Here is a 23,359-nt window from a genome sequence, read left to right as displayed (position 1 = left end):
TGTCACAGTCCGTGACCGGATCTACAATGCTTCGGCGACAACTCGGCAGGAAGCTCGAAGCCCTGCGCAAGGCGGCCGGACTGACCATGGAACAGGCAGCCGAAGCGCTCGATCGCGCTCGGGCCACCCTGTACCGGATCGAGAACGGCGCAGAGAACGTCCGCTTCCGAGCAGCGGACGTCAAGGAGATGCTCAATCTGTACGGCGCATCGGATGACGACACCGAGCTGGTCTTGGCGATGGCCGCAGCCACGCGGGAGAACAAGAACTGGTGGCACGACTACGTCGGCTCGGGCCTACCGCGCTGGTTTCAGCTCTACATCGGTCTGGAAGCATCAGCCACGAAAATCCGCAAGTACCAACCTGAACTGGTGCCAGGCCTGCTCCAGACTCGCGCCTACGCGGCCCAGGTCTTCGAAATGCCCGGAGGTTCGGTCAACGCGGCAGATCACGAAGAGCGAGAACGTGCCATCCAACTTCGGATCGAGCGACAGGGCCTGCTCACCCGCTTCGGCGCTCCGCAACTGAGCGTGATCCTGAACGAAGCAGTATTGCGCCGCCCAGCCGGTAGCGCCACGATCATGGTGGAACAACTCCACCAGATCTTGAAGGCAGCAGAGCTACCGAACGTGACGGTCCGGGTGCTGGACTTTTCTGCCGGGCTACACGCCGGAGCGATGGCGGGTGCCTTCTCGATCATGGAGTTCCCCGAGGACAGCAACGGCAAGGAGGCAGAGCCGCCGGTGGCATACCTGGAGGCCGCAACCGGTGCCATCTACCTCGACAAACCTCACGAGACCGCCGCCTACGACAGCATCTGGTCCGACCTGGCGGACCGCGCCCTCGACGAATCCCGTTCGAAGAAGCTCATTCACGATGTCGCAGAGGAGTACTCCCGTGCCTGACCTGACCGGTGCCATCTGGCGCAAGTCGAGCCGCAGCAACAACGGTGGCGACTGCGTCGAGGTCGCCGACAACCTGCCTGGCGTCGTCGGCCTGCGCGACAGCAAGGACCCCACCGGCCCGATCCTCACCTTCGGGCCGGCGGCGTGGTCCCGGTTCGTCGAAGGTGTCAAGCAGCACGACTGAGCGGAGTACCGACGAGAGCCCTGCCCGACCTCCCGGCTTTCGAACTGCCCCCATAGACGGGGCAGGGCTCGGCACGTCGGTGAGAGCGAAGAACGTGCGACGTCGGCGTGCACAAGGCCGGGCCGGGCGGGGTCGAGCGCCGCACCCGGCCCGGCCGTTGTCGCCACCGTCGGGCCACCGGTCGCTTTCACAGCCCTCCGATCCTGAAGCGCCCGTGCACGCACACTGTCCGACAGGCGACTGGGGCTGACTCAGCGTGCATGATCCGGTACGGTCGCACGGTAACGCTCATGGTCTGGGGAGGAGCCGTCGCCGTGGCGTCGATCGAGGAGGTCAAGGCCGGGATCAACCGGTTCGGCCAGGAGACCCAACAGAACGTGGCCCAGCTTCGCGCGATCCACGACTCGCTGGAACAGAGCCTCTCCATGCTCCGCGCGGTCACCGCCGGCACGGGCCACCCCGCCGTCGGCGAAGCCATCGCCCGGATGGAGCAGGTCAGAGCCAAACTTGGCGAGGCATCCCAGCTCGCGCTGGGTGCCGTCGAGGCCACCCAGCGGTACTCCAGCGGCTTCTGATCCCCCGGAAAGGCTCCCCATGCCCCGCGTCATCGTCCCGGCCGGCCTGTCGATGGGCCCGCGCTTCCGCTACGTGCGCCCCCCGGACCCCATCCCCGAGTGCTACGAGATCCACCTCGGCGACGACCTGGTTGAGCTGACCGAGACCGAGGCCGCCGTCTGGGCCGCCGCCTTCGTTGACGCCGAACGGCACGCCAAGCTCCAGGTCAACCGGGAATCCCTGATCCGGCTCCTGGAGACCGCCCCCAAGCCGGAGCCCCAGGCCACCACCCTGGTCGACGGACTCATCGAACGCGGCCTCCTCGTCGAGTTCGACACCGACGGCAACCTCGAACCCATCTTCCGCCGCCACAAGCTCCTACCCCTCGGCCAGGGCCTCGGCTCCACCGCCGAGGCACCCCACCTTCATCGGGTAGGGCTCGCCAACCAACCCATCCTGGCTGTCCCCAACAGCGTCTACGGTCTCTGGTCATTCTCGTTCCAGAGCCCCAGCCTGTGGGAGGCCTGCGTCTACTACGCCGCAGCCGACCAGGAAGAACTGATGGAGGACGAGGAGCCACTCGGCATGACCCCTGCCGAAGTTGCCACCGAGGTCGCGAACCACCTTCCGCTCATCATCGCCACGGGATGCGGCTTCCTCGATCCCGTCCTTCAATGAGCTGGCGTCGTCGGCAGTACCGAGCCGGGGAAAGGCCGGAGCGCGCCTACGTCCGACGGATCGGCTTCGAGACTGCGAAGGAGGGTGGTGGGAACCTCGTGCAACAGGCCGGAGCCGCGCTCGGAGCCCTGGCGGGCCTCTTCGGCAGCAAGGCCGGCCTGCCCCCGTCGGCCTCGGTGATCACCGGCGCGATCGTCGGTGGAGCGCTCGGCAGCGTCGGCAAGGGTTTCATCGCCGCGTCCCTCGACCACATCCGGGAGCGGCGGGAGCAACGGGCCGCGACTACCTCGTCCACGGGGGCCGGGGCGGCCCGAAGCTGGCGTCATGCGAGTGGGGGGAGTGCCGGATCTCCCGGCACCGTGGCGTCCGTTGCGCGCTCCCGAGCCCCGGTCAGCATCGTCGGGCAGGTTATCGGCGGATTGGACGCGGTCGTGAAGCAGCTCAACGCAGCCTCGAAGCAGCTCGTCGAGATCCACAACGCCATGTGGGACGCCCAGAACGCCCTCAACGCCGTACTCGCCGGCGGCCGACCCGAGATCGTCCTCACCCTGGACGCCCGGCTGGAAGACGCACGCGGTCACGTGCTCGACTCGGTCGGCGAACTCACCGGCTGCGCCGACGGCCTGGCCGCCTACCGAGCCGCGATCTGACCCGTCCGGCCGAGGTGTTTGACACCGCCGGGCTGACCGCCATCGTGGTGGCCCGGCAGGAGGGCGAGCGGATCAGCCTGGTCGGCTTCCTGCTCGACACCTACTGTCTCGGGGCGAAGAACGCCCTGCCTGCGATCACGCTGGCGGGTCCGGACGTGTCCCCCTTCATCGACGAGTTCTTCGGGGCGTACTCCCGTCCGCCGATGCCCGCCCCCATCAGCCTGATTGAGGAGCTCGTCCACGGTTCCGTCGCGTACGCCCGGGGTCTGGGCTTCGAACCGCACCCGGACTACTACTCGGCGGCGGCCCACCTGGGGCCGTGGCAACCACCCGGCCGGATCACCTTCGGTTGGGAGGGTCGTCCCCACTTCGTGCAGGGTCCCTCCGACAACCCCGACCGCGTCAGGCGGACCCTCGACCGGTCGGTCGGTCCTGGCAACTACGGGTTCCTGATGGTCGCCGACATCTGACGACGACCTGCACCCGGGCGACTTCGACGCCGAAGCGCTCGGCCGTGTCCTAGGCCGATCATGCGGCTGCTTCCACCCGTCCATCCGGACTGAGGTCAGGGCACCTTCAGGGCAGTTCCGGCACTCCCCTGAGCAGTGACAGGGCCGTCCGGTCGGAGCTGAGCTGCCGCACCTCGGTGTCGATGAACATCGTAAAGAAATCGGCGGGCGATCCCATGTACTCCGGTCGCTCCTCGGTGTGCCACTGGTGCAGCCAGGGCTCGATCTCGGCCAGGCCGGCGAGCAGCGGCAGCAGGCGGTGTGCTGGCCACGCCTCCTGGTTTCGCCGGTCAAGATAGACAGTGGCCAGCGCCTGGGCCTGGGCCACGTGGTCCCACCCGGCCCAGCCGAGCAGTTCCGTGCCGTCGGTGTCCCGCCCCGCCTCCGGGTACGAGATGAACCGTTCCTTCGGCACGTCCAGCTTCCCGCGCGCCTTCCAGTACGACGGGCGAATGAAGTCCGCCGAGGTGTACTTCGCCGGTACCGGGATCTCGACGGTCTCCCCCGCGTCCTCCCGGCGCTGCAACTCCCAGGTCCGCTCCCACTGGGCCCGCTTGCGCAGCCCCCCCGGCTTGTACCGCTGCACCGGCAGGTACGGCACGTGCTCGGTGGCGACCAGCTCCCGCAGCTCCCGGGTCAGGTCGTAGGTGTCGTGCCCGACGTACAGCTCCAGCACCGCGCGGAAGTCCTGGTCACCGGCGACCCGGTCGGCGAGCTGCGCCACCGACAGCGGCGTCGGCGGCCCACCCCACAGCTCCGGAGCCTCCAACCGGTCCAGCAGCCAGTCCCGCAGGGCTTCCTTCTGCATCTTCGCCCACCCGTCGGTGGACCACCGCCGCTTGCACTCCGGCCGCTCGATCAGCTTGATGTGCTGGTTGTCGGCGATGGCGGCGAGCCGCTTCTCCACCAGCGTCCGGTACTCCGCCGGCCACTCCGCCTTCGGCCGGTCGATCGGCTTCGACCCGTGCCGGGTGAACCACTCGGCCTGCGCCCCACTGGTGTGCAGCACGATCTCGAAGGTCCGCTCCCCCAACGCCAGCTCCGGCGGGTCGGCGCAGGTCAGGTCCTCGTCGATCAGCCCGTACAGCCGGTAGACCTCCCAGTCCAACTCCTCCTGCACCGCGATCATCCGCGCCCGCACCGAGTGGTACTCCCGCTCGGCCTCCGCAAGCCGCTGCCGGGTCGGCACCCCCGAGGCGGCCACCGCCGCCGGGGTCAAGCCCGCCAACCGCTGCGCCAGCCCATCAAGCTCCCGAGCCCGCCCCACCGGGTACGCCGACGGCAACGGAAACTCTTCCAACTTGGTCCCGGTGAACTCCCACCGATCCATCCATGCCTCAGGCTGGATCCCACGCCCGATACCACTGCCGGCTTTACTCTGGCTGACCTGCTTGAGCCAGAAGCAGGCGGTCGAGCTGTTCAACACCCCGAGCAGCCGCAGGTGATCGTCCTCCGTCGCCCCCTCCGCCAACTTGATCACCGGCGCCGACCGGTTGAAGACCTTCCCACCCCGATCCAACACAAAATGATTATGCGTAGCCACAAATGCAAACGAAATTGACCACGGATGAGCGCCAATGTCTTTCGGAAGCTGATGCCACTCCCACCACTCGCGCCCAGAACTCCTGTAGGTTCCACCACCAAAGGTTCCACGCGACCAAAGATCAGTTCGGAGTGGCCAGAAATGCTGAACAAAACCGCCGGGAAGGGCTCTAGATGCCAGAACATTCTTCGATTCATCGTACGGAAAGACCGCAATATCCGACTCGATCGCCGCCCAGTCCCTTACTTGGTCGCCGCGACTTGAAAAACGCCCCAGCAGCCCCTCTGCACGCCTCGCAAGCGGCCCGCGAGCTGGTAGCGTAAACGCCTCATCAGAATGGGTGTCCCCGAAGAAGCCAACCCTTAATAAGAGAGAACGAATTCGTCCACCCGATTCGAGTAAACGGGTAAGCTCGGTTGCACCTCCCCCCTTAAGGGTCCACGGGTGCACCTGCATCCTCGTGCGTGCCAGCTCAGCAACCGTTACCCACTCAGACTCGGAAGCTTGGCCGTCGACCTGGTTGACGATGGCGTTCCAGACGTAGCCGTCAGCCGGGTTTTCTGGCGTCTCCGGCTCGCCTCGAATACCAAGGACGGTGCGGATGACCGGTGAGCGGCGGCGTTTGTTGGGGCGGCCGATGAGGATGACGGTGGGGGTGCCGTGGCCGGGGATGTAGGCGCCGGAGGTGTCGATGACCTCGGTCAGCTCGACCTCGTGGGCGAAGTAGTCCTCGATGAGCTTCTTGCCGAACTCGCGCTTCATGAAGGCGTTGCCGGTGATCTGGCCGACGTGACCGGCCCCCTCGCCGTGCTCGTCGGACCACTTGGCCAGGTCGAAGAAGCGCTTGGCGAACGGCACCGTCAGGGCGTACTGACGGTGGCAGACCGTCGGGTAGATGCTGCGGTAGAGCTTGCTGCGGGTGCCGTCGGCGACGGTGATGTAGGGCGGGTTGCCGACCACCACCGTGTACTGGTTCTCCGCCAGGTACTCCGCGAGCAGGTCCGCGTCCTCGCTGTCGTACGCGAAGATCTCCCTGCCCTCCATCTCGGCGAACAGATCGCCCTGGGCGCGGGAGCGGTACTTGTCCCAGGGGAGCAGGGAGTCGCCGGTGGCGACCCGGATGGGCCAGGCCGGGGTGCGTTCGAGTGTGCGGGTGTTGGTGACCTTCATGGCGGCGATCAGCAGCCGGAACCGGGCGATGGCGACCGCGAAGGCGTTGATGTCCACCCCGGTGACCTGGCCGAGCGCCCGTTCGGCAAGGATCTTGGCGTCGGTGGCGGGCTCCCGGTCCCGCCACTTGTCGAACAGCCGGCCGAAGGCCCCGAGCAGGAAGTGGCCGGAGCCGCAGGTCGGGTCGATGACGCTGGTCTCGCTGAGGCCGAACTCCTTCACCGCCGGCTCGAAGGTCCGGTCGAGGATGAACTCCTCCACGAACTCAGGCGTCTGCAACAGCGCGTACGTCTTCTTCGCGTGCGTCGACAGGTCCTGGTAGAGGTCGCCGAGGAAGCGGGTGTCCAGGTCGTCGCGGCGCAGCGACAGCTGGCCGGGGCCCCGGCGGAAGAAGTCGCTGAGCTCCTCGGCCGCCGGGCCGGAGAGGTCGAACCGCCACAGCGGGTTGTGCCGGTCGAAGATCTTGGCGGTGGCCCGCAGCTCGCCCAGGTAGCCGAAGGCCTCCCGCAGCCAGTGCCGGTCGTTGTGCCGGGGGTTGGCGATCAGGTACGCCTGCCGGTGCTGCATCGCCTGCTCGGCCGGGGCCGCCGGTTCGGCCCCGCCGATCCACAGCTTTCCGGTGAGCAGGTCGTTGTCCTCGCAGAACCGGACGAAGACACAGCCGAGCACCCAGGCCACCGCCGCCTGGTCGAGCACGTCCTCCAGCCAGGTCTCGAAGCTGGCCCCGACCCGCTCGGCCGCCTGCGCGTCCCGGTGCTCTTGGAGCAGCTCCGCCCGCAGCGTCGCATCCCCTGCGACCTGCACCCGCAGGTCGTCGACAAGTTTGCCGAGGATGCCCCTTTTCAGGTCCTCCACGAGCTTCTTGGCCTGTTCCTGGAGCTCTCTCACCGTCGGCACCGCCAGATTCTATGGCCTGTCGTGCCCGCCACCACTACTCCGTCGAGTCGTCGTCGGCCACACCTTCGAGGCGGTCCCCGAGCGGGATCCCGATGCCGGCCGCGAACGCCCGCATCCGTTCCTCCAGCAGCCGGGTCCGCTCCTCCACGAACACCTCAGGTCGGGACTGCCGCAGCCCCGACCACGCCCGCTCCGGAATGCCGTGACTGGCCAGGACTCGTTTCGCCCCGTCCGAGGTGAGCACACTGAAGGAGCCGTCGTTCGGCAGCCCACCGACGACCTGTAGCTCGAGCAACGACTTCAACAGGCTCATCCCCGGTACGGTCGGCAGGACCAGCCGGTTCGCCGGCTTGGACTGGATGTCCTTGACCGCGACCACCGGCCGGTAGGCCTGGGTCGCACCGGCGGCGATCTGCTGGGTTACGTCGAACTCGCGCCCCAGGATGTTCCGCCGCTTGGGGAACTCCCCGATCTCCCACGCCACGTAGGCCAGGGTCCGGGCACTGTTCAGATTGAAGGTGTCCGGCATGGGCTGGACGTCGGCCAGGTCGAGCGGCAGCGTCGTGCCCTTCTCGGCGAAGTCCTGCATCTCGCGCAGTTTCGTGCGCAGGGTGGTCGAGGTGGCTCCGGCGAAGGACCCCGCCCAGGCGGTCACCCAGAACCAGCGCCGCAGCTCGTACCGCTGCTCCTCGCTCGGCTCGGGACAGTGGTGGAAGAACTTGGCCAGCACCACGAGCTGGTGCGCGTACGGCAGCAGTTGGGCCAGCGGCAGCCCTGCCCACCTGAGGAAGTCGACGGTACGGTGGACCGCCAGGCTGGCGTCGGGCACCGCGTCGACGAGGTGGTCCTGCAGCCGCCGGGCAACCGCCTCCCATCTCGGGGTCATCACGTCCTGCTCGCCGGCCAACGCCAGCACCACCCGGAACAGGGCCAGTCTCGGCAGCTCCCCGAACCCGGTGCTGGCCACCGACTCCACGATCTCGTCGATCCGGCTGGCCAGGGTCGGCTTGTCCTGCCGGTGGGTCAACGCCGACACCATCTGGTCGGCGTCCATCCGGACACCCTTGCGATTCAGCCGGGTGTAGACGTCGACCGCCTGGTCCAGGTTGCCGCCCTGAAGCCGGATGAGGTTGAGCTTGTAGCTGCGGATCCGCTGGGCGACCCGGTCCGCCTCCCGGACCAGACGTTCCGCCCGCGCCGGCCCCACCCGCAGTTCGAGCGTACGGCTGAAGTTGAGGAAGTCGAACGTGCTGCCCACCACCCGTATCGGCAGGTAGTGGTCCGGTGCCGGGGGCGGTGGTTCGCCTGCGGCCCGGTGGTGGCGGTAGCGCTCGGTGTCGGACTTCGGCGTCAGGTCGCGGTAGACCCGCCACTTCCACTCCCGTTGGTCGTCGGCGCGCGGCGGGCGACCCAGCCGGCGCAGCACCCCGAAGAGGGTGGAGAGCCGCTGGTGCCCGTCGAGCACGTAGGACACCATCTGGCCGGCCGGTGCCGGCGGCACCTGCACGTCACCGACGCTGGGCAGCGACTCGATCGGCTGCCTGGTCTCCCACACCAGGACGCTCCCGATGGGGTAGCCGCGCTCGATGCTGTCGAAGAGCTCCAGCATCTGCTCCGGCCGCCAGACGAACGGCCGCTGGAAGACGGGGATCTGAATCCTGCCCTCGGCGATGTCGTCCAGGACATCGTCCAGGTGCAGGATGGTGGAATCGAGCCGGCTCTCGCCCCGGTCGCTCAACATGGCTGCCAGTGTCCTACAGAATCATGTGGATCATGGCGAGCACCTGCCGCAGCTCGGTTACCACTCCCGGCCCCAACTCGTCGAAGTCGGCCTCGGTGAGCCGCATCCCCTCCGGCATGAGCGGCGAGGGCATCTTCCGGTCCCCCACGAAGTGGGTCTTCAGATGCCGGTACCCCCGGGTCGCGGGCGGCCAGCTCCGCAGCTCCCTGATCTTGTCAGCCTTCGTCGTGGCGAAGTGCCGTTCCCACACCCGGTACGGCACGTAGTTCTCCACCATCCGCCACGTGAACATGTGGACGTGGGAGACCCCACCGGCGCGGGCCCGGTCGACCTTCCTCTCGTTGCCGCTCGGCTGTCCCGGGCTGTTCCGATCACTGTCGATGAGCATCGCGACCCGGACCACGAGATTGAAGTCCCCGCACTCGTCGACCGCGAGCTCCGCCATCTGTCCGGTGCCCCCGGCGTGACAGAACTTCAGCCACCGCTTCCGGAGGGCACGCACCACCCGCTCATCCTGCAGCGCCGCGGCCACCGCCCGGACGAATCCGCCGTCACCGATCCGGTTCTCCACCACCAGCACCGCGGGCTTGCCGAGGTCCTCGGCCATCGCCGTAACCGTCTCCGGGGTGATGCGGACGACCGGACGACCCGTCGCAGGCGCAGCCGCCTTTGATCGGCCCCGATCGGCGGCCGCCTCGGCCTCCTTCTGCGCCCAGAGCTTCAGCACCGGCACCCTGAGGCTGGCCTTGTCCAGGCTCGCCACGAACGAGGTCGCCCGGACCGCCGCCGCCGGGCTGGGCCGCCACTCGTGTCGGTCCTTCGCGACGAGGGTGAGAATCTGGATCAGCGGCGAGTGATCGGGCCCGTCGAAGACCTCCACCTGGATGTCAAGAAGCATCGTCGAGCCGCTCCATCTGCGCCGCCGCGAGCGCCTTGACCTCCAGGTAGTCCTGCGAGAAGTAGCCGTCCGGCCAGCTGTCGTCGAGGTTGCCCAGCTCGTCGATGTCGACGTTTCGCACGGTCGAGGCGCCGTCCTGCTGCTCCACGACGTAGACCTTCACCATGTCGGCGGTGATGTCGTTGTCGGTCTCGGCGATCCGTCGCCGTAGCCGCAGCAGCAGGGTCTCGCTGTGCGTCTCGATGAGGAACCGGGTCCTCGTCGTCCGGGAGGTGTTCAGGTAGAGGTCGGCCAGTTCGGCGTGCGCCGCCGGGTGCAGGTGCATCTCCGGTTCCTCGATGATCTGCAACGGTGCCCGCAGCGGCTTGCCGCGCAACTCGTCCAGGGCGCACTGCACCAGGATCGGCAGCATCTGGGCCAGCCCGGTGCCCGCGTCGGCCAGGTTGACCCGCACGTCGCTGCCGCCTCGGGTCAACACGGTCGACCAGAGCGGCCCGGCAGGGATCTCCTCGATCCGCCAGCCCGGCACGATGTCGGCCAACAACTCGTTGACCCGGTCGACGAGCGCCCCACCGGCCCGCCTGGCATCGTCGGCGAGAATCCCCGCCGTCCCCTCCCCCTGCACACCCAACTCCCTCGGGGTGCCCATCGGCAACCGGTGGTGCCGTGCGACCCGCTCCCGGTAGGGGCTCAGGTAGCGGACCGGCCCCGGGCTCAGCTCGGGCGCACCGAACTTCTCGAGTTCCGGCACGGTGGTCAGGTCCGGCAGCAGCCCCCGGAAGCCCACCCGTCGGGTCAACCGTTGTCTCTTCATTTTCCGGCTGATCACCTCGATGCCGTATTCCAGGCTCTCTCCCGCGCTGATGCGGGCCTGCGGCGTCGGGGAGATGCCGTCGATGTCCGGGGTGTCGTACTGCTCGGTCCCGGTCAGCCGGGTCGAGAGGAACAGCGCGTTCAACTCCGGGGAGATGAGGTCCAGGCTCGACACCACCGCGCTGTTGAGACTGTCGACGTACTGGATGGCGGCTTCGAGGGCGAAGCGCCGGGCTCCGCCCTCGACCGTCAGGCCCAGCTTGATGGGGCGACCGGTCAGGTGGTCGTGGAAGAGCTCACGAAAGTCGTCGACCATCTCCGGCCCGAGGCGGTCCAGGTCGAGAGGCGCGGTGCTCGTCGTGTCGAAGCCGGTCGCGATGACCAACGGCGCCCGGGTCAGGACGCTCTTGCCGGAGTTGTTCTTGCCGAGGACCACCGTCACCGGGGCCAGCTCGATCTCCTGCCGCTCCCGGAAACACCGGTAGTTCTCCAACACGATCTTGCTGAGGGGCATTCCTAGAGTCCTACCACAGCCGGTGATCCTTTGTGGACCCTGCGAGTGGGTAGACCGCCGTACGCGACCTGCGGCCGTGATATCAATCTGGGGCGACTTTGAGATCAGGGACCGGGTGCCGCCTACCGGAGGAGCGAACCGTGAGCCGGACGGTCCTGGACGTCGATGACGAACTGCTCGCCGAAGCGGGCAGAATCCTGGGTACCACGACCAAGAAGGCCACCGTGAACGCCGCCCTCAAGAATGTCGTCGACCGGGAGAAGCGACGGCAGTTCGCCGACTGGCTCAAGAGCGGAGGGCTACCCGACCTGACCGGCCACGTCGACTGATCACGTGGCCCCGACGTGCGTCCGGGGCTCGTCGATCCAGGGGGCGGCGAGCCAGAGGGACTGGCTGGCCGGGGAGGTCAGGGGCAGTTGGACCCCGTCCAGGACCACCGGGTTCACCCGGCGGGCCGGGACCAGCAGCAGTCGGGCCGCCGGGCGGGGGCGGGTCGGGTCGGCGAGCTCTCCGACGAGTTCGAGCTGACCGTAGCGGGCCAGCGGGGCCGCCTCGGTGATCAGCACCGGCCCGTCGGCGGCGGTGATCGCCGCGTCGACCGCCGGGACCACGTGGTGGCGGACCAGGTCCACCAGGCTCCGGAAGTCGGGGTCCAGCGGTTGGCCGTTGTCCGCCGCCACGATGAGATCCCAGGGCAGGCCCTGCGCGCGCAGCCGGTCCAACAGGATCGCCGTGACGTCCACCTCGGTCAGCGGGAACCGGGCCAGCAGGGCCCGCCGGGACTCGACCAGTCGATGCCACGGGGCGAGCACCGTGAGGAAACCGTTGCGGTCCACGGTGTCGGCGAGCCGGGCGGCCACCTCGTCGGCGGCGGATCGGCGGAGCAGCGGTGCGTGCGGGGTAGGCGTCCAGGTGGACATCCGGGTGGCCGTGGCCGTGGCCGCGGTCTCGGCGATCACCGGGACGTACACCCGGTCGTCCACGTGCCAGGTCAGCGGAACCTTGACTTCCCTGAGCAGGTCGTCGAGGGCCGTCCGGCCGGGGATCGACTGCGCCCGGGGGAAGCGGCCCTGCACCCGCTCCTGGATCCGGGTCGGGCTGAGCTTGTGGCCGGTCAGGGTGCCGATCGACAGCTCCAGAGCCCGCTTCGCCGGCATGTCCACCGGGTAGAGCTGCCCCTGCGCGTTGAGGTCCACCCGGTCGTTGGAGCCGACCGCCGCGAGCTGCACCAGTCGCAGGTCCGGCAGCGTCGGCATCCCCTCGGGCGGCTCCAGCCGGCGCAGCTCCTCGACCACCCGTTGCGGGCTGGGCAACGGATCGGCACCGGCCAGCTCGGTGGCCCGGTTACCCAGCTCCACCACGTACCCGAGGAAGTCGGCGGCGGTGAACTCGGCGGTCGGGTCGTCCGGCTCCCGGCCGACCAGGACCACCCCCGAGGGCCGGCAGCGGTACAGGTCCACCCGGGAGTCGCCGCCGGTGCTCAGCTCGGCCTCGACGGCGGCGCGGACCAGGCCGATCGCCTGCGGCAGCCGCTTCGGACCGGAGGTGTACGAACCCCGGACCGCGATCAGCGCCCGGGCCAGCTCCTCGGCCGACATGACCGCGCCCCGGGTGTCGAGCAGGGCGACGATCTCGTCGCGGACCGCCGTCACCCCCGGGTTGGCCAGCCACGTCTTCGACCAGGTGGCGAGCAGTTTGGAGATCTGCGGCTGGGACCGGTCGGTGGCCTTGGCCGCATCGGTCTGCGCCGGCCACGACAGGAACCGACCCTCAGCGGTCGGGGCCTGCCCGAGCAGGACGGCGATCGTCCGGTGGTGGCGTGAGCTGGGGGCGGGCAGCAGGCTCGCGCAGAGCTTCTCGACGCCCTGCCCCTGCGGCTGGTCGTCGACCGGGGCCGGCCCGCCGTCCTCGACGACCAGCATCGCCCGCAACGCCCGCGCCTGCGCCAGGATCTCCTTACGGGTGGCGTCCGGCACCCCCTTGGCCCGGGTCAACGCGGACGGTTCGGCATCCAGCAGCTCGCCGACCGTGTGCAGGCCGAGCCGTTCCAGGGCCGAGCGGGCCCGGGCCGTCAGGTCGGTGGCCGTGAGCGGCGACTCGACCGTCACCCCCACCACCGGCGGCACCGGCCCGACCGGGGTGACCGCCGGCTGTGGCACCTGCTGGAAGATGGCCCGCCAGGTGTCGGTCATCTCGTCGACGGTGTCGAACCGGGCCGCCGCGTCCCGGGCCAGGGCCCGCCGGAAGAACTCCACCAGCCGGTCGGCGACCGCCGCGTCGAAGACCGCCGGGTCGAGGGTCACCTCGCCGCTGATCGCCGCCGGGTTGGCGTTGTCGCCCCACCGGGGCAGGCTGCCGGTGGCCATCTCGTACAGGACGACGGCGGCGGCGAAGCGTTCCGCCGCCGCGTCGTAGCGCAGCCGGCGCGGCGGCCCCAGGAAGGGATCCAGGTAGCCGACGGTCCCCGCCGCGATCTGGTCCGCCGGGGTGGCGGAGAGGGAGAAGTCGAAGACGCAGAGGTGCTGCTGCTTGTCCTTCGGCCGGGGGCGGGCCGCCAGGTTGGCCGGCTTCAGGTCCCGGTGCCAGACCCCCTGCCCATCCAGGTAGTTGACGATGTCGAGCAGATCCCGCCCGTACCGTTCCAGCAGGTCCAGGGCGAGCCGGCCACCGCGCAGCTCCTCGGCGAGGGTCCGCGGCCCGGCGCTCTCCATCAGCAGGGCGGTCCGGCCACCGACCCGCACCGGGCCGTCGACCAGCGCGGCCACCTGGTGGTGTTTCAAACCCCCGAGGGTACGGGCCTCCGCGGTCAGCCGTTCCTCGTGCTGCTCGTCCCGGGCCACCTTGAGCACCAGGTCACGGCTGTCCCCCTCGCGGGTCACCAGGAGGGCGACGGCGGTGGCCCCGGAACCGAGCCGGTCCTTGACCGTCAACCCGCCGTCGAGCAGGTCCCCCCGGTGGGCGGAGAGGGGATCGACCACCGGCTCCGGATCCGGGGCGGTCAACTCCTCCCACACCTTCTCCAGGCCCGACCGGAAGGCCGACGCCCCCGACAGGCGCTGCGCCGGATCCCCCCGGCTCGCGTCGTAGACCAGCGTGACCAGGGTGTCCGGCATGCCGTCGACGGCGGCGTCGAGCCGTAGACCGCTGTCCCGGACCTCGTTGACCAGCTCCTCCCTGGTGGCCGCCGGAGCCCGCCCGGCGAAGATCCGGTACGCCAGCGCACCGAGGGAGAAGACGTCGAGCTGGTGCCCCGGCAGCCGGGCGGCGTTCTCCGCCTCCGGGGCCTGGTAGCGGCGTACCTCGTCGTCGAAGAACAGCTCCAGGCTGGCGGGGTCGCTGGAGGGGCCGAGCCGGGTCAGGCTGGTGACCGGAATCCGGCCCCCGGTCTGCCAGTCCGTCACGACCAGCGTGGGCGCCGACCCGTCCGGGTCCTTCACGAAGATCGCCCGGGGTGACAGGGCCCGGTGGACCAGTCGCCGGGAGTGCGCGTAGTGGATGATCTCGGCGAGTTCCTGCACCAGGCTCAGCCGCTGGGCCAGGGTCAGGGTGTCACCCCGGCGGAGCAGCCACTGGTCCAGGCGTACCCACTCCTCCTGGTGTTCGAAGACGACCGCCGGCCCCCAGGCGTGCTCGACCAGGTCGTGTGCCTGGGCCACCCCGGGGTGGTGGATGCCCTGCAACAGGCGGAACTCCCGCTCCGCCGCCTTGCGGATGCTCGGCACCTCGTGCTCGGCCGCCCGGCTGGTCAGATAGAACCGCACCCGCCGGACCAACGACGTGTCCAGGGTGTGGCCGGCGAGGAAGTCCTGCCAGCCCAGCCCCTCGGCGAACGGCTTCGGATGCACCAGGAGCTGGCCGACCTTACGGTCCGCCACCGACGGCTTGATCTTCGCGCCCCGGACCAGCTCCACGATCTGCCGGCCCCGTTCCTCCCCCACCAGATGCGCCGGGTTGCGCGGCGCAGCCGTCAGGAAGGTCTTCAGGCTGGGCAGGCCGCTGTCGTGCCCGTCGAGACCGTAGACGTGCTGGCCACCGAGCGCGTCGAGGTCCGCCCGCATCCCCCGGGCGTGCAGGAACACGGCAGCACCGACGTACGGGGTGTCGTCCTGCCGGCCCTGCTGCCGGGCGTAGTAGCGGATCACGCTGGCCAGCCGCTTGGCCTTCCGGTTGGCCAGGACGTACGGGTTGTCCTCCGGGATGAGCCGGCTGTTCGGTGCCCGGCGCACCCACTGTGCGCCGTCGCCCCGGATCTCCCCGTGCCAGTGCTTCAGCTCCAAGACCCACAGGCCGCTCGGGGTGAGCACCAGGGCGTCGACCTCGTTGATCGAGCCGTCGGTCCCGACGAACTCGACGTTCGCCCAGACGTGGTACGGGTCGGCGTCCGGCAGGTAGCTGGCCAGTTCCCGCAGCCCGTCCTGCTCCCACGGGTAGGCACTGGCGTTGATCTGCTTCCAGCGCGGCGAGTCCTCACGCACCGGCCGCTCCCTCCACCCGCTGTCCGGCCCAGCCACCGCACCTTACCTGCCGGACAACGATCCGAAGAACCACTGGTTCGGCCGCCCCCGACCGCTGCCTATGCGCGGTACACGAAAATGGCACCATCCTTGGCGTGTCCTCCTCAGCGGCTTCCGATGCCCGACGAGCTCCGGGATCGAGCGATCGACATCCAGGTGCTGGCGTTACACGAGTGGCAACCACCGCACCGGCCCGCCTTCAGCCTGGTACGCCCGCCGCGCCCTGCCCCGTCTATGAGTGCAGGTCGACAGGAGCCGCAGGGCACCACACCAAGAAGCCTGCGGTGCGCCACCGACGCACCCGCCAAACCCTGTCGACCTGACGACGCAGACGACTCAGCTCGACACGGCCCGAGCGGGCATCCTGCCGACACCTCGCCCGCGAGCATGGCGGGGCCGGAAACGGGTACCAGCCGGGCATGAGGGCGAGCTTCCGGATCGGTCGGGTCGCCGGCGTACCGGTCGGGGTCAACTGGAGCGTCCTGGTCATCTTCGCCCTGATCGCCTGGGCCCTGTCGGCCAGCCAGTTCCCCCAGGTGTACCCGGGCCGGCCCGGCTGGGCGTACCTGCTCGCCGGGTTGAGCGCGGCGGTGGTGTTCTTCCTCGGCCTGCTCGCCCACGAGGTGTCGCACGCGGTGGTGGCCAAGCGCAACGGGCTGGCGGTGGAGGGGATCACGCTCTGGCTCTTCGGGGGCGTGGCCGAGCTGCGCGGCGAGGCGAAGGACCCGGGGGCCGAGTTGCGGATCGCCGGGGTGGGCCCGCTGGTCAGCCTGCTGCTCGGGCTCTTCTTCGGCGGCATCGCGCTGGCCGTCGCGGTCACCGGGGAGCGGGGGCTGCTGCTCGGCGCGCTCTCCTGGCTGGCCGGGATCAACGTCCTGCTGGCGGTCTTCAACATCCTGCCGGCGGCCCCGCTCGACGGTGGGCGGCTGCTGCGGGCGGCGGTGTGGAAGGCGACCGGGGACCGGACGAAGGGCTCGGTGGTGGCCGCCCGCGCCGGGTGGGTCCTCGGGGTGGCGCTGATCGGTCTCGGGCTCTGGCGGTTCCTGGTGGGCGCCGGGGTCGGCGGGCTCTGGCTGGCGCTGATCGGCTGGTTCCTGATCGGGGCGGCCGGCCTGGAGGAGCGGCAGGCCCGGGTGGGCAGCGCGCTGCGCGGGGTACGGGTCGGTGACGTGATGACCGCGCAGCCGCAGACCGCCTCCGGGGAGATGACCGTGGCGGACTTCGTCGACCACTACCTTTTCGCGTACCGGCACACCGCGCTGCCGCTGGTCGAGCAGGGCCGGCCGGTCGGCCTGGTCACCCTGGACCGGGTCCGCGGGGTGTCACCCGACCAGCGGGGTACCACCCGGCTGGCCGAGGTGGCCTGCCGCGCCGACGACCTGGTGCTGGCCCGGCCGGAGGAGGAGCTGACCGACCTGCTCCCCCGGCTGAGCGCCTGCGCCGACGGCCGGGCGCTGGTGGTCACCGGTGACCAGTTGGTCGGCATCGTCTCGCCCACCGACATCAGCCGCGCGGTGCAGCGCGGAACGCTGCGCGACCAGGTCACCACCGACCGCTGAGCCGACCGGCCGGGATCAGCGGGGGAAGAGGTGGTCCAGGAGGTCGGTACGGAAGGTGCCGGCGGGGTCGAGGCGGGCCAGCAGGGCGGCGAAGTCGCCCCAGCGCGGGTAGGTCGCGGCGATCGAGGCGGGATCGAGGCGGAAGACCTTCCCCCAGTGCGGGCGCGGCCCGAACGGGGCGAGCCGGCGTTCCACCTCGGCCACCACCGGGGCCACCGCGACCGGGTCACCGACCCAGGTGAAGTGCACCGCGACGCTGTCCCGGCCGTGGTTGGGGCTGAGCCAGAGCCGGTCCGCCGCGACCGTCCGCAGCTCGCAGACCTGGAGCACGGCGGCGATCCGGTCGGCGACCGGGTCCAGCGCGGCCAGCGCCCCGGCCGCCGCCGCGCGGGGCAGGTGGTACTCCGACTGGAGTTCGTCGCCGTTGCTCGGGGTGAAGCCGAGCCGGAAGTGGGGCAGCCGCTCGTGCCACGGGCCCGGCTCGCCGAGCTGCGCCGTGCAGTTCTCCGCCGGCATCCCCGGCACCGGGTGCCGGGGGCCGTCGGCCGCCGTCGTGCCCAGCCAGTCCGGCGGGGGCGCCGGCCGCGCCGCGAGCTGCTTGCGCCACACCTGGCCGAAGCGCGGCGAGCGCCAGTCGGTGAACGCGCTGACGCTGTACGCCGCCGACAGCGCCGCGTCGAGCGCGTCCCGGGGCAGGTCGTGGTGGACGTACTGGCGCACCTCGAAGGCGGGCACCACGTCCAGGGTGACCTCGGTGACCACGCCGAGCGCGCCGAGGCCGACCACCATGCCGGCGAACTCGTCGCCGCCGGTGTGCCGGTCCACCCGCAGCAGGTCCCCGTCGGCGGTGACCAGCTCCAGGCCGGCCACGGCGGTGGCCAGGTTGCCGTTGGCCGGGCCGGAGCCGTGGGTACCGGTGGCGACCGCCCCGGCGACCGAGATGTGCGGCAGCGAGGCGAGGTTCGCCAGGGCGTACCCCTGCGCGTGCAGCCTGGTCGCCACGTCGCCGTAGCGCAGCGCGGCGGCCACCGTGACGGTACGCCGCTCGGGGTCCAGCCGGAGCGTCGGCGGCAGGCCCGCCAGGGTGACCAGGTCCCCGGCGGTGTCGCCGAGGGTGTTGAACGAGTGTCCGCTGCCGACCGCGCGCAGCCGGGTGCTGCCGGCGACCAGGCGGCGCAGCTCGTCGAGCGAGGTCGGGCGATGGTACCGCCGGGCGGTGTAGCGGACGTTGCCCGCCCAGTTGCGTCGCGGTACGTCGTCCGCCACGGGAGTCGTCGCCATCCCGGCGACGATACCGGCCGCCGGCCGTCCACGGTTGCCGTCGTGGGAACGGGGAACAGTACGACGATGAGCAGTTACCGCGACCCCACCCTGCGGGGCGACGTCCACCCGTCCGAAGAGGAGCTCGACCCGACCGGGATCGGCCCGCTGCCGTCGAGCGCGCCACCCGGGCCGGCGTACCGGGTGACGTTCCGGGACGACACCGAGCCGGCGCCCTTGCCGGGACCACCGCCGGCGCCGGTACCCGCGCCCTCCCCCACTCCCCCGCCGGGGCCACCCGGCCCGCCGCCGCGCGCCGGGGCGGGCCGGCCGGCTGGTTAGGAAGGGGCCCTTCCTCTACCGGAAGCGTTAACAGGGGGCCCTTCCTTACACCTGGGGCGCCACCTCGGCGGCGACGAGTTCGAGGTGGTCCAGGTCGGCCAGGTCGAGGATCTGAAGGTAGATCCGCTGGCTGCCGGCCTCGGCGTACCGGCCGATCCGCTCGACGATCTCGGCGGGGGTGCCGGCGAGGCCGTTGGCACGCAGTTCGGCCGGCTCCCGGCCGATGGCGGCGGCCCGCCGGGCGATCTCCTCCTCGGTCCGCCCACAGCAGACCACCAGCGCGTTGGACCAGGTCAGCTCCTTGGCGTCGCGGCCGATCGCGGCGCAGGCGGCGCGGACCCGGCCGAACTGGTCGACGGTGTCCTCGACGGAGACGAAGGGCAGGTTGAACTCGTCGGCGTACCGGGCGGCCAGGCGCGGGGTCCGCTTCAGGCCCATGCCGCCGAGCAGGATCGGCGGGCGGGGCCGCTGCACCGGCTTGGGCAGCGCGGGTGAGGCGGTCACCGGGTAGTACCGGCCGGCGTGGTCGAAGGTCTGCCCGGCGGGGGTGGTCCAGAAGCCGGTGATGACGGCGAGCTGCTCCTCCAGCCGGTCGAAGCGCTCCGCCAGCGGCGGGAACGGGATCCCGTACGCGGTGTGCTCCTCGGCGTACCAGCCGGTGCCGATGCCCAGCTCGACCCGGCCGCCGCTCATCGCGTCGACCTGTGCGACGGCGATGGCGAGCGGGCCGGGCAGCCGGAAGGTGGCCGCGGTCATCAGGGTGCCGAGCCGGATCCGGCTGGTGTCGCGGGCCAGGCCGGCCAGGGTGATCCAGGCGTCGGTGGGTCCGGGGTCCCCGCTGACGGAGCCCATCTTCAGGTAGTGGTCGGAACGGAAGAACGCGCCGTACCCGGCGTCCTCGGCGCAGCGGGCCACGGCGAGCAACTGGTCGTAGCTGGCGCCCTGCTGGGGCTCGGTGAAGATCCGCAGTTCCATGAGCCGAGCATAGGGAGACGCGCCCGACCGCGTCTCCGGACACCCACCCGGGAAGACGGCATTCGCAAAGTCTTGCAGGAGCTTGCAGCCCTGGCAACAACGATGCCATCAGGCGGTTGCCCGGAAATCCGTGGTTCACAATCACCCGCATCACTGTTACGGTCTCGGCAACCCGCAACTTCTTGCGCAACTTGCAGGAAACCTTGCCGTTGCCTGTCCGCGGCATCCCTCCGTCCCCCGAGGAGTGTGGATGAGACTTCCCCGACCCAAGGTCGCCGTACCGGCCGCCGCCCTGGCCGCCACCATGGTGGCGGCCACCCTGACCGCCCTCACCGCCGGACCGCCGGCCGTCGCGCAGACCGCCGCCACCCAGGCCAACGGCGACTCGATCGTGCACCTGTTCCAGTGGCGCTGGAGTTCGGTGGCGCAGGAGTGCGAGTCCACCCTCGGCCCCAACGGCTGGGGCGGGGTGCAGGTCTCCCCGCCGCAGGAGCACGTGGTGCTGCCCACCGCGGAGGGCGCCACCTACCCGTGGTGGCAGGACTACCAGCCGGTGTCGTACCGGGTGGAACAGACCCGACGCGGCACGAAGGCCGAGTTCGTCGACATGATCCAGCGGTGCCGGGACCAGGGCGTCAAGATCTACGTGGACATGGTGCTGAACCACATGACCGGCACCGGCTCGGTGGGCAGCGGTCCGGGCAGCGCGGGCACCGTCTACAGCAAGTACGAGTACCCCAACCTGTTCAACGACGGCTCCGGCGACAGCTACCGGTACGCCGACTTCGGCCCCTGCTACCGCACCATCAGCAACTGGGGCAACAAGGCCGAGGTGCAGGACTGCGAACTGCTCGCCCTGGCCGACCTGAACACCGCCGACCCGGAGGTCCGGCGCAAGGTCGCCAAGTACATGAACTCGGTGATCGACCTCGGGGTCGCCGGCTTCCGGGTGGACGCGGCCAAGCACGTGCAGGAGTCGCACCTGGCCGACATCATCAGCCGGCTCAAGGACGTCCCGGTCTTCGGCGGCAAGCCGGACCTGTTCCACGAGGTGTACGGCGACGGCACCATCCCCTACACCGCGTACGCCCCGTACGGCGGGGTGACCAACTTCGACTACCAGCGCTCGGTCGCCTCGGCGTTCCGCGACGGCAACATCGCTCAGCTCGGGAACATGCCGAACTACGGTGGGCTCACCGCCAGCCAGGCGATCGTGTTCATCGACAACCACGACACCCAGCGCGAGAGCCCCACGCTGACCTACAAGAGCGGGGCCCGGTACTACCTGGCCGACTCGTTCATGATGGCCCACCCGTACGGCCGGCCGCAGTTGATGTCCAGCTACGCCTTCGGGTCGGTGCACGGGCAGGGACCGCCGAGCAGCGGCAACGGCACCACCAACGCCACCAACTGCGCCAGCTCCGAGTGGATCTGCGAGCACCGCAACGAGCAGGTCGCCGGGATGCCCGGCTTCCGCAACGCGGTCGCCGGCACCGGCATCAGCAACCAGCTCACCGACGGCAACGGCCGGCTCGCCTTCGCCCGGGGCAACCGGGGGTACGCGGCCTTCAACGCCACCGGCAGCGCGTGGAGCCGGTCGTTCAGCACCAACCTGCCCAACGGCACGTACTGCAACGTCGCCCGGGGCACCTTCAACCCGGCCACCAAGGCGTGCACCGGCGGCACGATCACGGTCACCGGCGGCAGCTTCACCACCAGCATCCCCGCCGACCGGGGCGTGGCGCTGCACGTCAACGCCCGGACCGACGGCACGACGCCGACCCCCACCGCCACGCCGACGCCGACCCCGACGGCCACCCCGACCAGCAGCCCCAGCCCGACCATCCCGGCCGGCGCCACCCGCTTCACGGTGACCGCCACCACCAACTGGGGCCAGGAGGTCTACGTGGTCGGCTCGATCCCGCAGCTCGGCAACTGGAACCCGGGCAGCGGCGTCAAGCTCAGCACCGGCACGAGCACCTACCCGAGCTGGACCGGCACGGTGGACCTGCCGGCCGGCGCCTCCTTCGAGTGGAAGCTCGTGAAGATCGGCAACGGCCAGACCGTCTGGGAGAGCGGCGCGAACCGGGTCTCCACCGCCGGCGGCACCATCACCGGCACCTGGCGCTGAGGTGTAAGGAAGGGCCCCTTGTTAACGCCTACGGTAGAGAAGGTCACCCCTCTCACTCTCGGCCTGTTAACAAGGGGCCCTTCCTTCTCAGCGGGCGGGTCAGGCGTACGGGGGGCGGAGGTAGGCGGCGCGCAGTGCGACCAGGCCGGTCGACTTCGGGGTGAGCGTGCCCCAGCCGGAGTTGAAGTAGTTGGTCCGGACGATCTGCGGGCCGCCCTCCGCGTTGAGCTGGGCGACGGCGGCCGGCACGGTGGCGATCCAGCCGGCCTGGTCGGGTACCTCCGCCGCCCGGACGCCCCACTCGGCGATCAGGACCGGCCGGGACCGGGCCACCGGCCCCAGGTCGGCCACCACCCAGTCCTTGGTACGACGGAACCGGGCCAGGGCGGTGTGCGCGGCGTCGGTGGCGTAGGCGTTCCACTGGAGGAAGTCGAGCCGGCTCATCAGCGACTCCGGGTGCAGCCGCCGGTACGCGGTCCGGTCCCAGCCTCCGACGCCGAGCGAGAAGGTCGTCCCGACCGGCAGGCTCCGGGCCCGGAACCAGTCCACGACGTAGCGCATCGCGCTCACCGCGCGGGCGTCCGCCTGCGCCCAGGTGTACCCGACCCCGCCCTCCGTGGTGCCGAACTCGTGGTCGGTGTCCAGCTCGGAGGCGAGTTGGAGGTTCACCCCGAAACCCAGGGTCCGGTACTGGGACAGCGCGCGGGCCAGCAGGCCGTCACACTGACCCGCGAGGACCTGACCGTACCCGTACGCCCTCGGCCAGGTGGTGCCCGGCCGCTGCTGGATGGTCATGTTCGGGGCCGGCACCGGGTAGCTGACCCCGTCGACGGTGACGGTCTGCGGCCCGGCGTCCGGGGCGCCGTAGTGCTTCAGCTCCAGCACCATGTTGAGCCGGACGCCCTGCCGGCCCAGCGTGACCAGCCAGGGCTTCTGCCAGCCGGGGAAGACGTACCCGTCGGCGAGGCTGCGGTACTGGGTCAGCGAGCGGATGTTGCTCCCCGCGATGTCGGCGGTGGGGTCGGCGTTGCCGGAGAGGTAGTAGCCGCCGAGCACCGGGGCGAGGACGGCGTAGTCGACGTGGGCGGTGGCGGTCCGCCCGGCGCTGTCGCGCACCGCCACGGTGACCCGGGGCATCAGGCCACCGCCTGGTGGACGGCGGTGGCCCCGTCGTCGGACAGCCGGCTCCAGACCCGGCCGGAGTCGTCGGTGACGGTGACGGTCAGCGGCTCGAAGCCGGTGGTGACGCTCACCGGCGCGCTGCTGCGGCCGGCGGCGTCGGTGAGCACCACGGTGACGGTCACCGGGTGGCCGTCCGGGTGGCCGTAGAGCACGGTCAGCAGCATCGGTTCGCCGGAGACGAAACTGGACTTGTGCAACGTGGCGGTGACGGTGGGTGTGGCCATCCCCGCCTCCCTTCTTCCGGCCGGTCGGCACGACCGGCGGCGCCGGATGGGAGACCGGGTCCGCCCCGGGTGGAGGTGGAACCCGGTTTCACCTGGTACAACGACCGGGCGCCGG

The 23,359-nt window shown here is 70.4% G+C and carries 19 protein-coding genes; 10 read left to right on the top strand and 9 right to left on the bottom strand.

What is annotated here, in order from left to right; translation table 11 throughout:
* Nucleotides 1-26: 26 nt before the first annotated feature.
* The 6 genes from ACQUFX_RS01275 to ACQUFX_RS01250 all read left to right on the top strand — a co-directional run bounded on the left by ACQUFX_RS01275 (nucleotide 27) and on the right by ACQUFX_RS01250 (nucleotide 3,442).
* A complete protein-coding gene (locus tag ACQUFX_RS01275; protein ID WP_428966820.1) occupies nucleotides 27-905 on the top strand; it encodes a helix-turn-helix domain-containing protein in 879 nt (292 codons plus the stop codon).
* Nucleotides 898-1,089 carry a DUF397 domain-containing protein gene (locus ACQUFX_RS01270; protein ID WP_428964202.1) on the top strand — a complete coding sequence of 64 codons (192 nt, stop codon included), beginning with the start codon at nucleotides 898-900 and terminating at the stop codon, nucleotides 1,087-1,089. The genes ACQUFX_RS01275 and ACQUFX_RS01270 overlap by 8 nt, the downstream gene beginning before the upstream one ends.
* 290 nt (nucleotides 1,090-1,379) lie before the next feature.
* Complete coding sequence (locus ACQUFX_RS01265; protein ID WP_428964201.1) at nucleotides 1,380-1,664, top strand: hypothetical protein; 285 nt, start codon at nucleotides 1,380-1,382, stop codon at nucleotides 1,662-1,664.
* Nucleotides 1,665-1,683: 19 nt separating this feature from the next.
* A complete protein-coding gene (locus tag ACQUFX_RS01260) occupies nucleotides 1,684-2,322 on the top strand; it encodes a hypothetical protein (RefSeq protein ID WP_428964199.1) in 639 nt (212 codons plus the stop codon).
* Complete coding sequence (locus ACQUFX_RS01255) at nucleotides 2,319-2,972, top strand: hypothetical protein (RefSeq protein ID WP_428964198.1); 654 nt, start codon at nucleotides 2,319-2,321, stop codon at nucleotides 2,970-2,972. The genes ACQUFX_RS01260 and ACQUFX_RS01255 overlap by 4 nt, the downstream gene beginning before the upstream one ends.
* Nucleotides 2,973-2,986: 14 nt before the next feature.
* Nucleotides 2,987-3,442 (top strand): hypothetical protein, encoded by a 456-nt coding sequence (locus ACQUFX_RS01250; protein ID WP_428964196.1) that lies wholly within the window; start codon nucleotides 2,987-2,989, stop codon nucleotides 3,440-3,442.
* A 106-nt stretch (nucleotides 3,443-3,548) separates the two neighbouring features.
* Here ACQUFX_RS01250 and pglX read toward each other — a convergent pair whose 3' ends face one another.
* The 4 genes from pglX to ACQUFX_RS01230 are packed head-to-tail and all read right to left on the bottom strand — an operon-like array spanning nucleotide 3,549 to nucleotide 11,057.
* Nucleotides 3,549-7,091: a BREX-2 system adenine-specific DNA-methyltransferase PglX gene (gene pglX, locus ACQUFX_RS01245; RefSeq protein ID WP_428964195.1), complete on the bottom strand. Its 3,543-nt coding sequence runs from the start codon at nucleotides 7,089-7,091 to the stop codon at nucleotides 3,549-3,551.
* Nucleotides 7,092-7,125: 34 nt separating this feature from the next.
* On the bottom strand, nucleotides 7,126-8,832 hold the full coding sequence (locus ACQUFX_RS01240) for a DUF262 domain-containing protein (protein ID WP_428964193.1): 1,707 nt from the start codon (nucleotides 8,830-8,832) through the stop codon (nucleotides 7,126-7,128).
* 13 nt (nucleotides 8,833-8,845) lie between these two features.
* Nucleotides 8,846-9,730: a hypothetical protein gene (locus tag ACQUFX_RS01235; RefSeq protein WP_428964191.1), complete on the bottom strand. Its 885-nt coding sequence runs from the start codon at nucleotides 9,728-9,730 to the stop codon at nucleotides 8,846-8,848.
* Nucleotides 9,720-11,057 (bottom strand): DUF3696 domain-containing protein, encoded by a 1,338-nt coding sequence (locus ACQUFX_RS01230; RefSeq protein WP_428964190.1) that lies wholly within the window; start codon nucleotides 11,055-11,057, stop codon nucleotides 9,720-9,722. Before ACQUFX_RS01230 ends, ACQUFX_RS01235 begins: the two co-directional genes overlap by 11 nt.
* 140 nt (nucleotides 11,058-11,197) lie before the next feature.
* On the opposite strand from ACQUFX_RS01230, the gene ACQUFX_RS01225 reads away from it, so the two are divergent.
* The gene (locus ACQUFX_RS01225) at nucleotides 11,198-11,386 is read left to right on the top strand and encodes a type II toxin-antitoxin system VapB family antitoxin (protein WP_428964188.1); all 189 of its coding nucleotides are present in this window, start codon (nucleotides 11,198-11,200) and stop codon (nucleotides 11,384-11,386) included.
* On the opposite strand, the gene pglW is transcribed toward ACQUFX_RS01225, so the two are convergent.
* Nucleotides 11,387-15,532: a BREX system serine/threonine kinase PglW gene (gene pglW, locus ACQUFX_RS01220; RefSeq protein WP_428964187.1), complete on the bottom strand. Its 4,146-nt coding sequence runs from the start codon at nucleotides 15,530-15,532 to the stop codon at nucleotides 11,387-11,389. It abuts the gene before it with no gap.
* Nucleotides 15,533-15,990: 458 nt separating this feature from the next.
* Between pglW and ACQUFX_RS01215 the strand changes: the two genes are divergently transcribed.
* Nucleotides 15,991-17,130, top strand: a complete 1,140-nt coding sequence (locus ACQUFX_RS01215; protein ID WP_428964186.1) for a site-2 protease family protein — start codon at nucleotides 15,991-15,993, stop codon at nucleotides 17,128-17,130.
* 15 nt (nucleotides 17,131-17,145) lie between these two features.
* On the opposite strand, the gene ACQUFX_RS01210 is transcribed toward ACQUFX_RS01215, so the two are convergent.
* Nucleotides 17,146-18,411 carry an FAD-binding protein gene (locus ACQUFX_RS01210; RefSeq protein WP_428964185.1) on the bottom strand — a complete coding sequence of 422 codons (1,266 nt, stop codon included), beginning with the start codon at nucleotides 18,409-18,411 and terminating at the stop codon, nucleotides 17,146-17,148.
* A gap of 66 nt (nucleotides 18,412-18,477) precedes the next feature.
* Between ACQUFX_RS01210 and ACQUFX_RS01205 the strand changes: the two genes are divergently transcribed.
* Nucleotides 18,478-18,732: a hypothetical protein gene (locus ACQUFX_RS01205; protein ID WP_428964183.1), complete on the top strand. Its 255-nt coding sequence runs from the start codon at nucleotides 18,478-18,480 to the stop codon at nucleotides 18,730-18,732.
* A 45-nt stretch (nucleotides 18,733-18,777) separates the two neighbouring features.
* Here the strand turns inward: ACQUFX_RS01205 and ACQUFX_RS01200 are convergent, their stop codons facing one another.
* A complete protein-coding gene (locus ACQUFX_RS01200; RefSeq protein WP_428964182.1) occupies nucleotides 18,778-19,707 on the bottom strand; it encodes an LLM class F420-dependent oxidoreductase in 930 nt (309 codons plus the stop codon).
* A gap of 250 nt (nucleotides 19,708-19,957) precedes the next feature.
* Here ACQUFX_RS01200 and ACQUFX_RS01195 point away from each other — a divergent pair, with 250 nt between their 5' ends.
* On the top strand, nucleotides 19,958-21,838 hold the full coding sequence (locus ACQUFX_RS01195; protein ID WP_428964181.1) for a carbohydrate-binding module family 20 domain-containing protein: 1,881 nt from the start codon (nucleotides 19,958-19,960) through the stop codon (nucleotides 21,836-21,838).
* Between the two features lie 99 nt (nucleotides 21,839-21,937).
* On the opposite strand, the gene ACQUFX_RS01190 is transcribed toward ACQUFX_RS01195, so the two are convergent.
* Together ACQUFX_RS01190 and ACQUFX_RS01185 are read right to left on the bottom strand one after the other, a co-directional pair.
* Nucleotides 21,938-22,975 (bottom strand): hypothetical protein, encoded by a 1,038-nt coding sequence (locus tag ACQUFX_RS01190; protein WP_428964180.1) that lies wholly within the window; start codon nucleotides 22,973-22,975, stop codon nucleotides 21,938-21,940.
* The gene (locus tag ACQUFX_RS01185) at nucleotides 22,975-23,244 is read right to left on the bottom strand and encodes a hypothetical protein (protein ID WP_428964178.1); all 270 of its coding nucleotides are present in this window, start codon (nucleotides 23,242-23,244) and stop codon (nucleotides 22,975-22,977) included. The genes ACQUFX_RS01190 and ACQUFX_RS01185 overlap by 1 nt, the downstream gene beginning before the upstream one ends.
* Nucleotides 23,245-23,359: the final 115 nt, after the last annotated feature.

It is taken from the genome of Micromonospora fluostatini (assembly GCF_050410825.1).
In the GTDB taxonomy this organism is placed as follows: Bacteria; Actinomycetota; Actinomycetes; order Mycobacteriales; family Micromonosporaceae; genus Micromonospora; species Micromonospora rosaria.
This window is presented reverse-complemented; position numbering and strand designations above follow the sequence as displayed.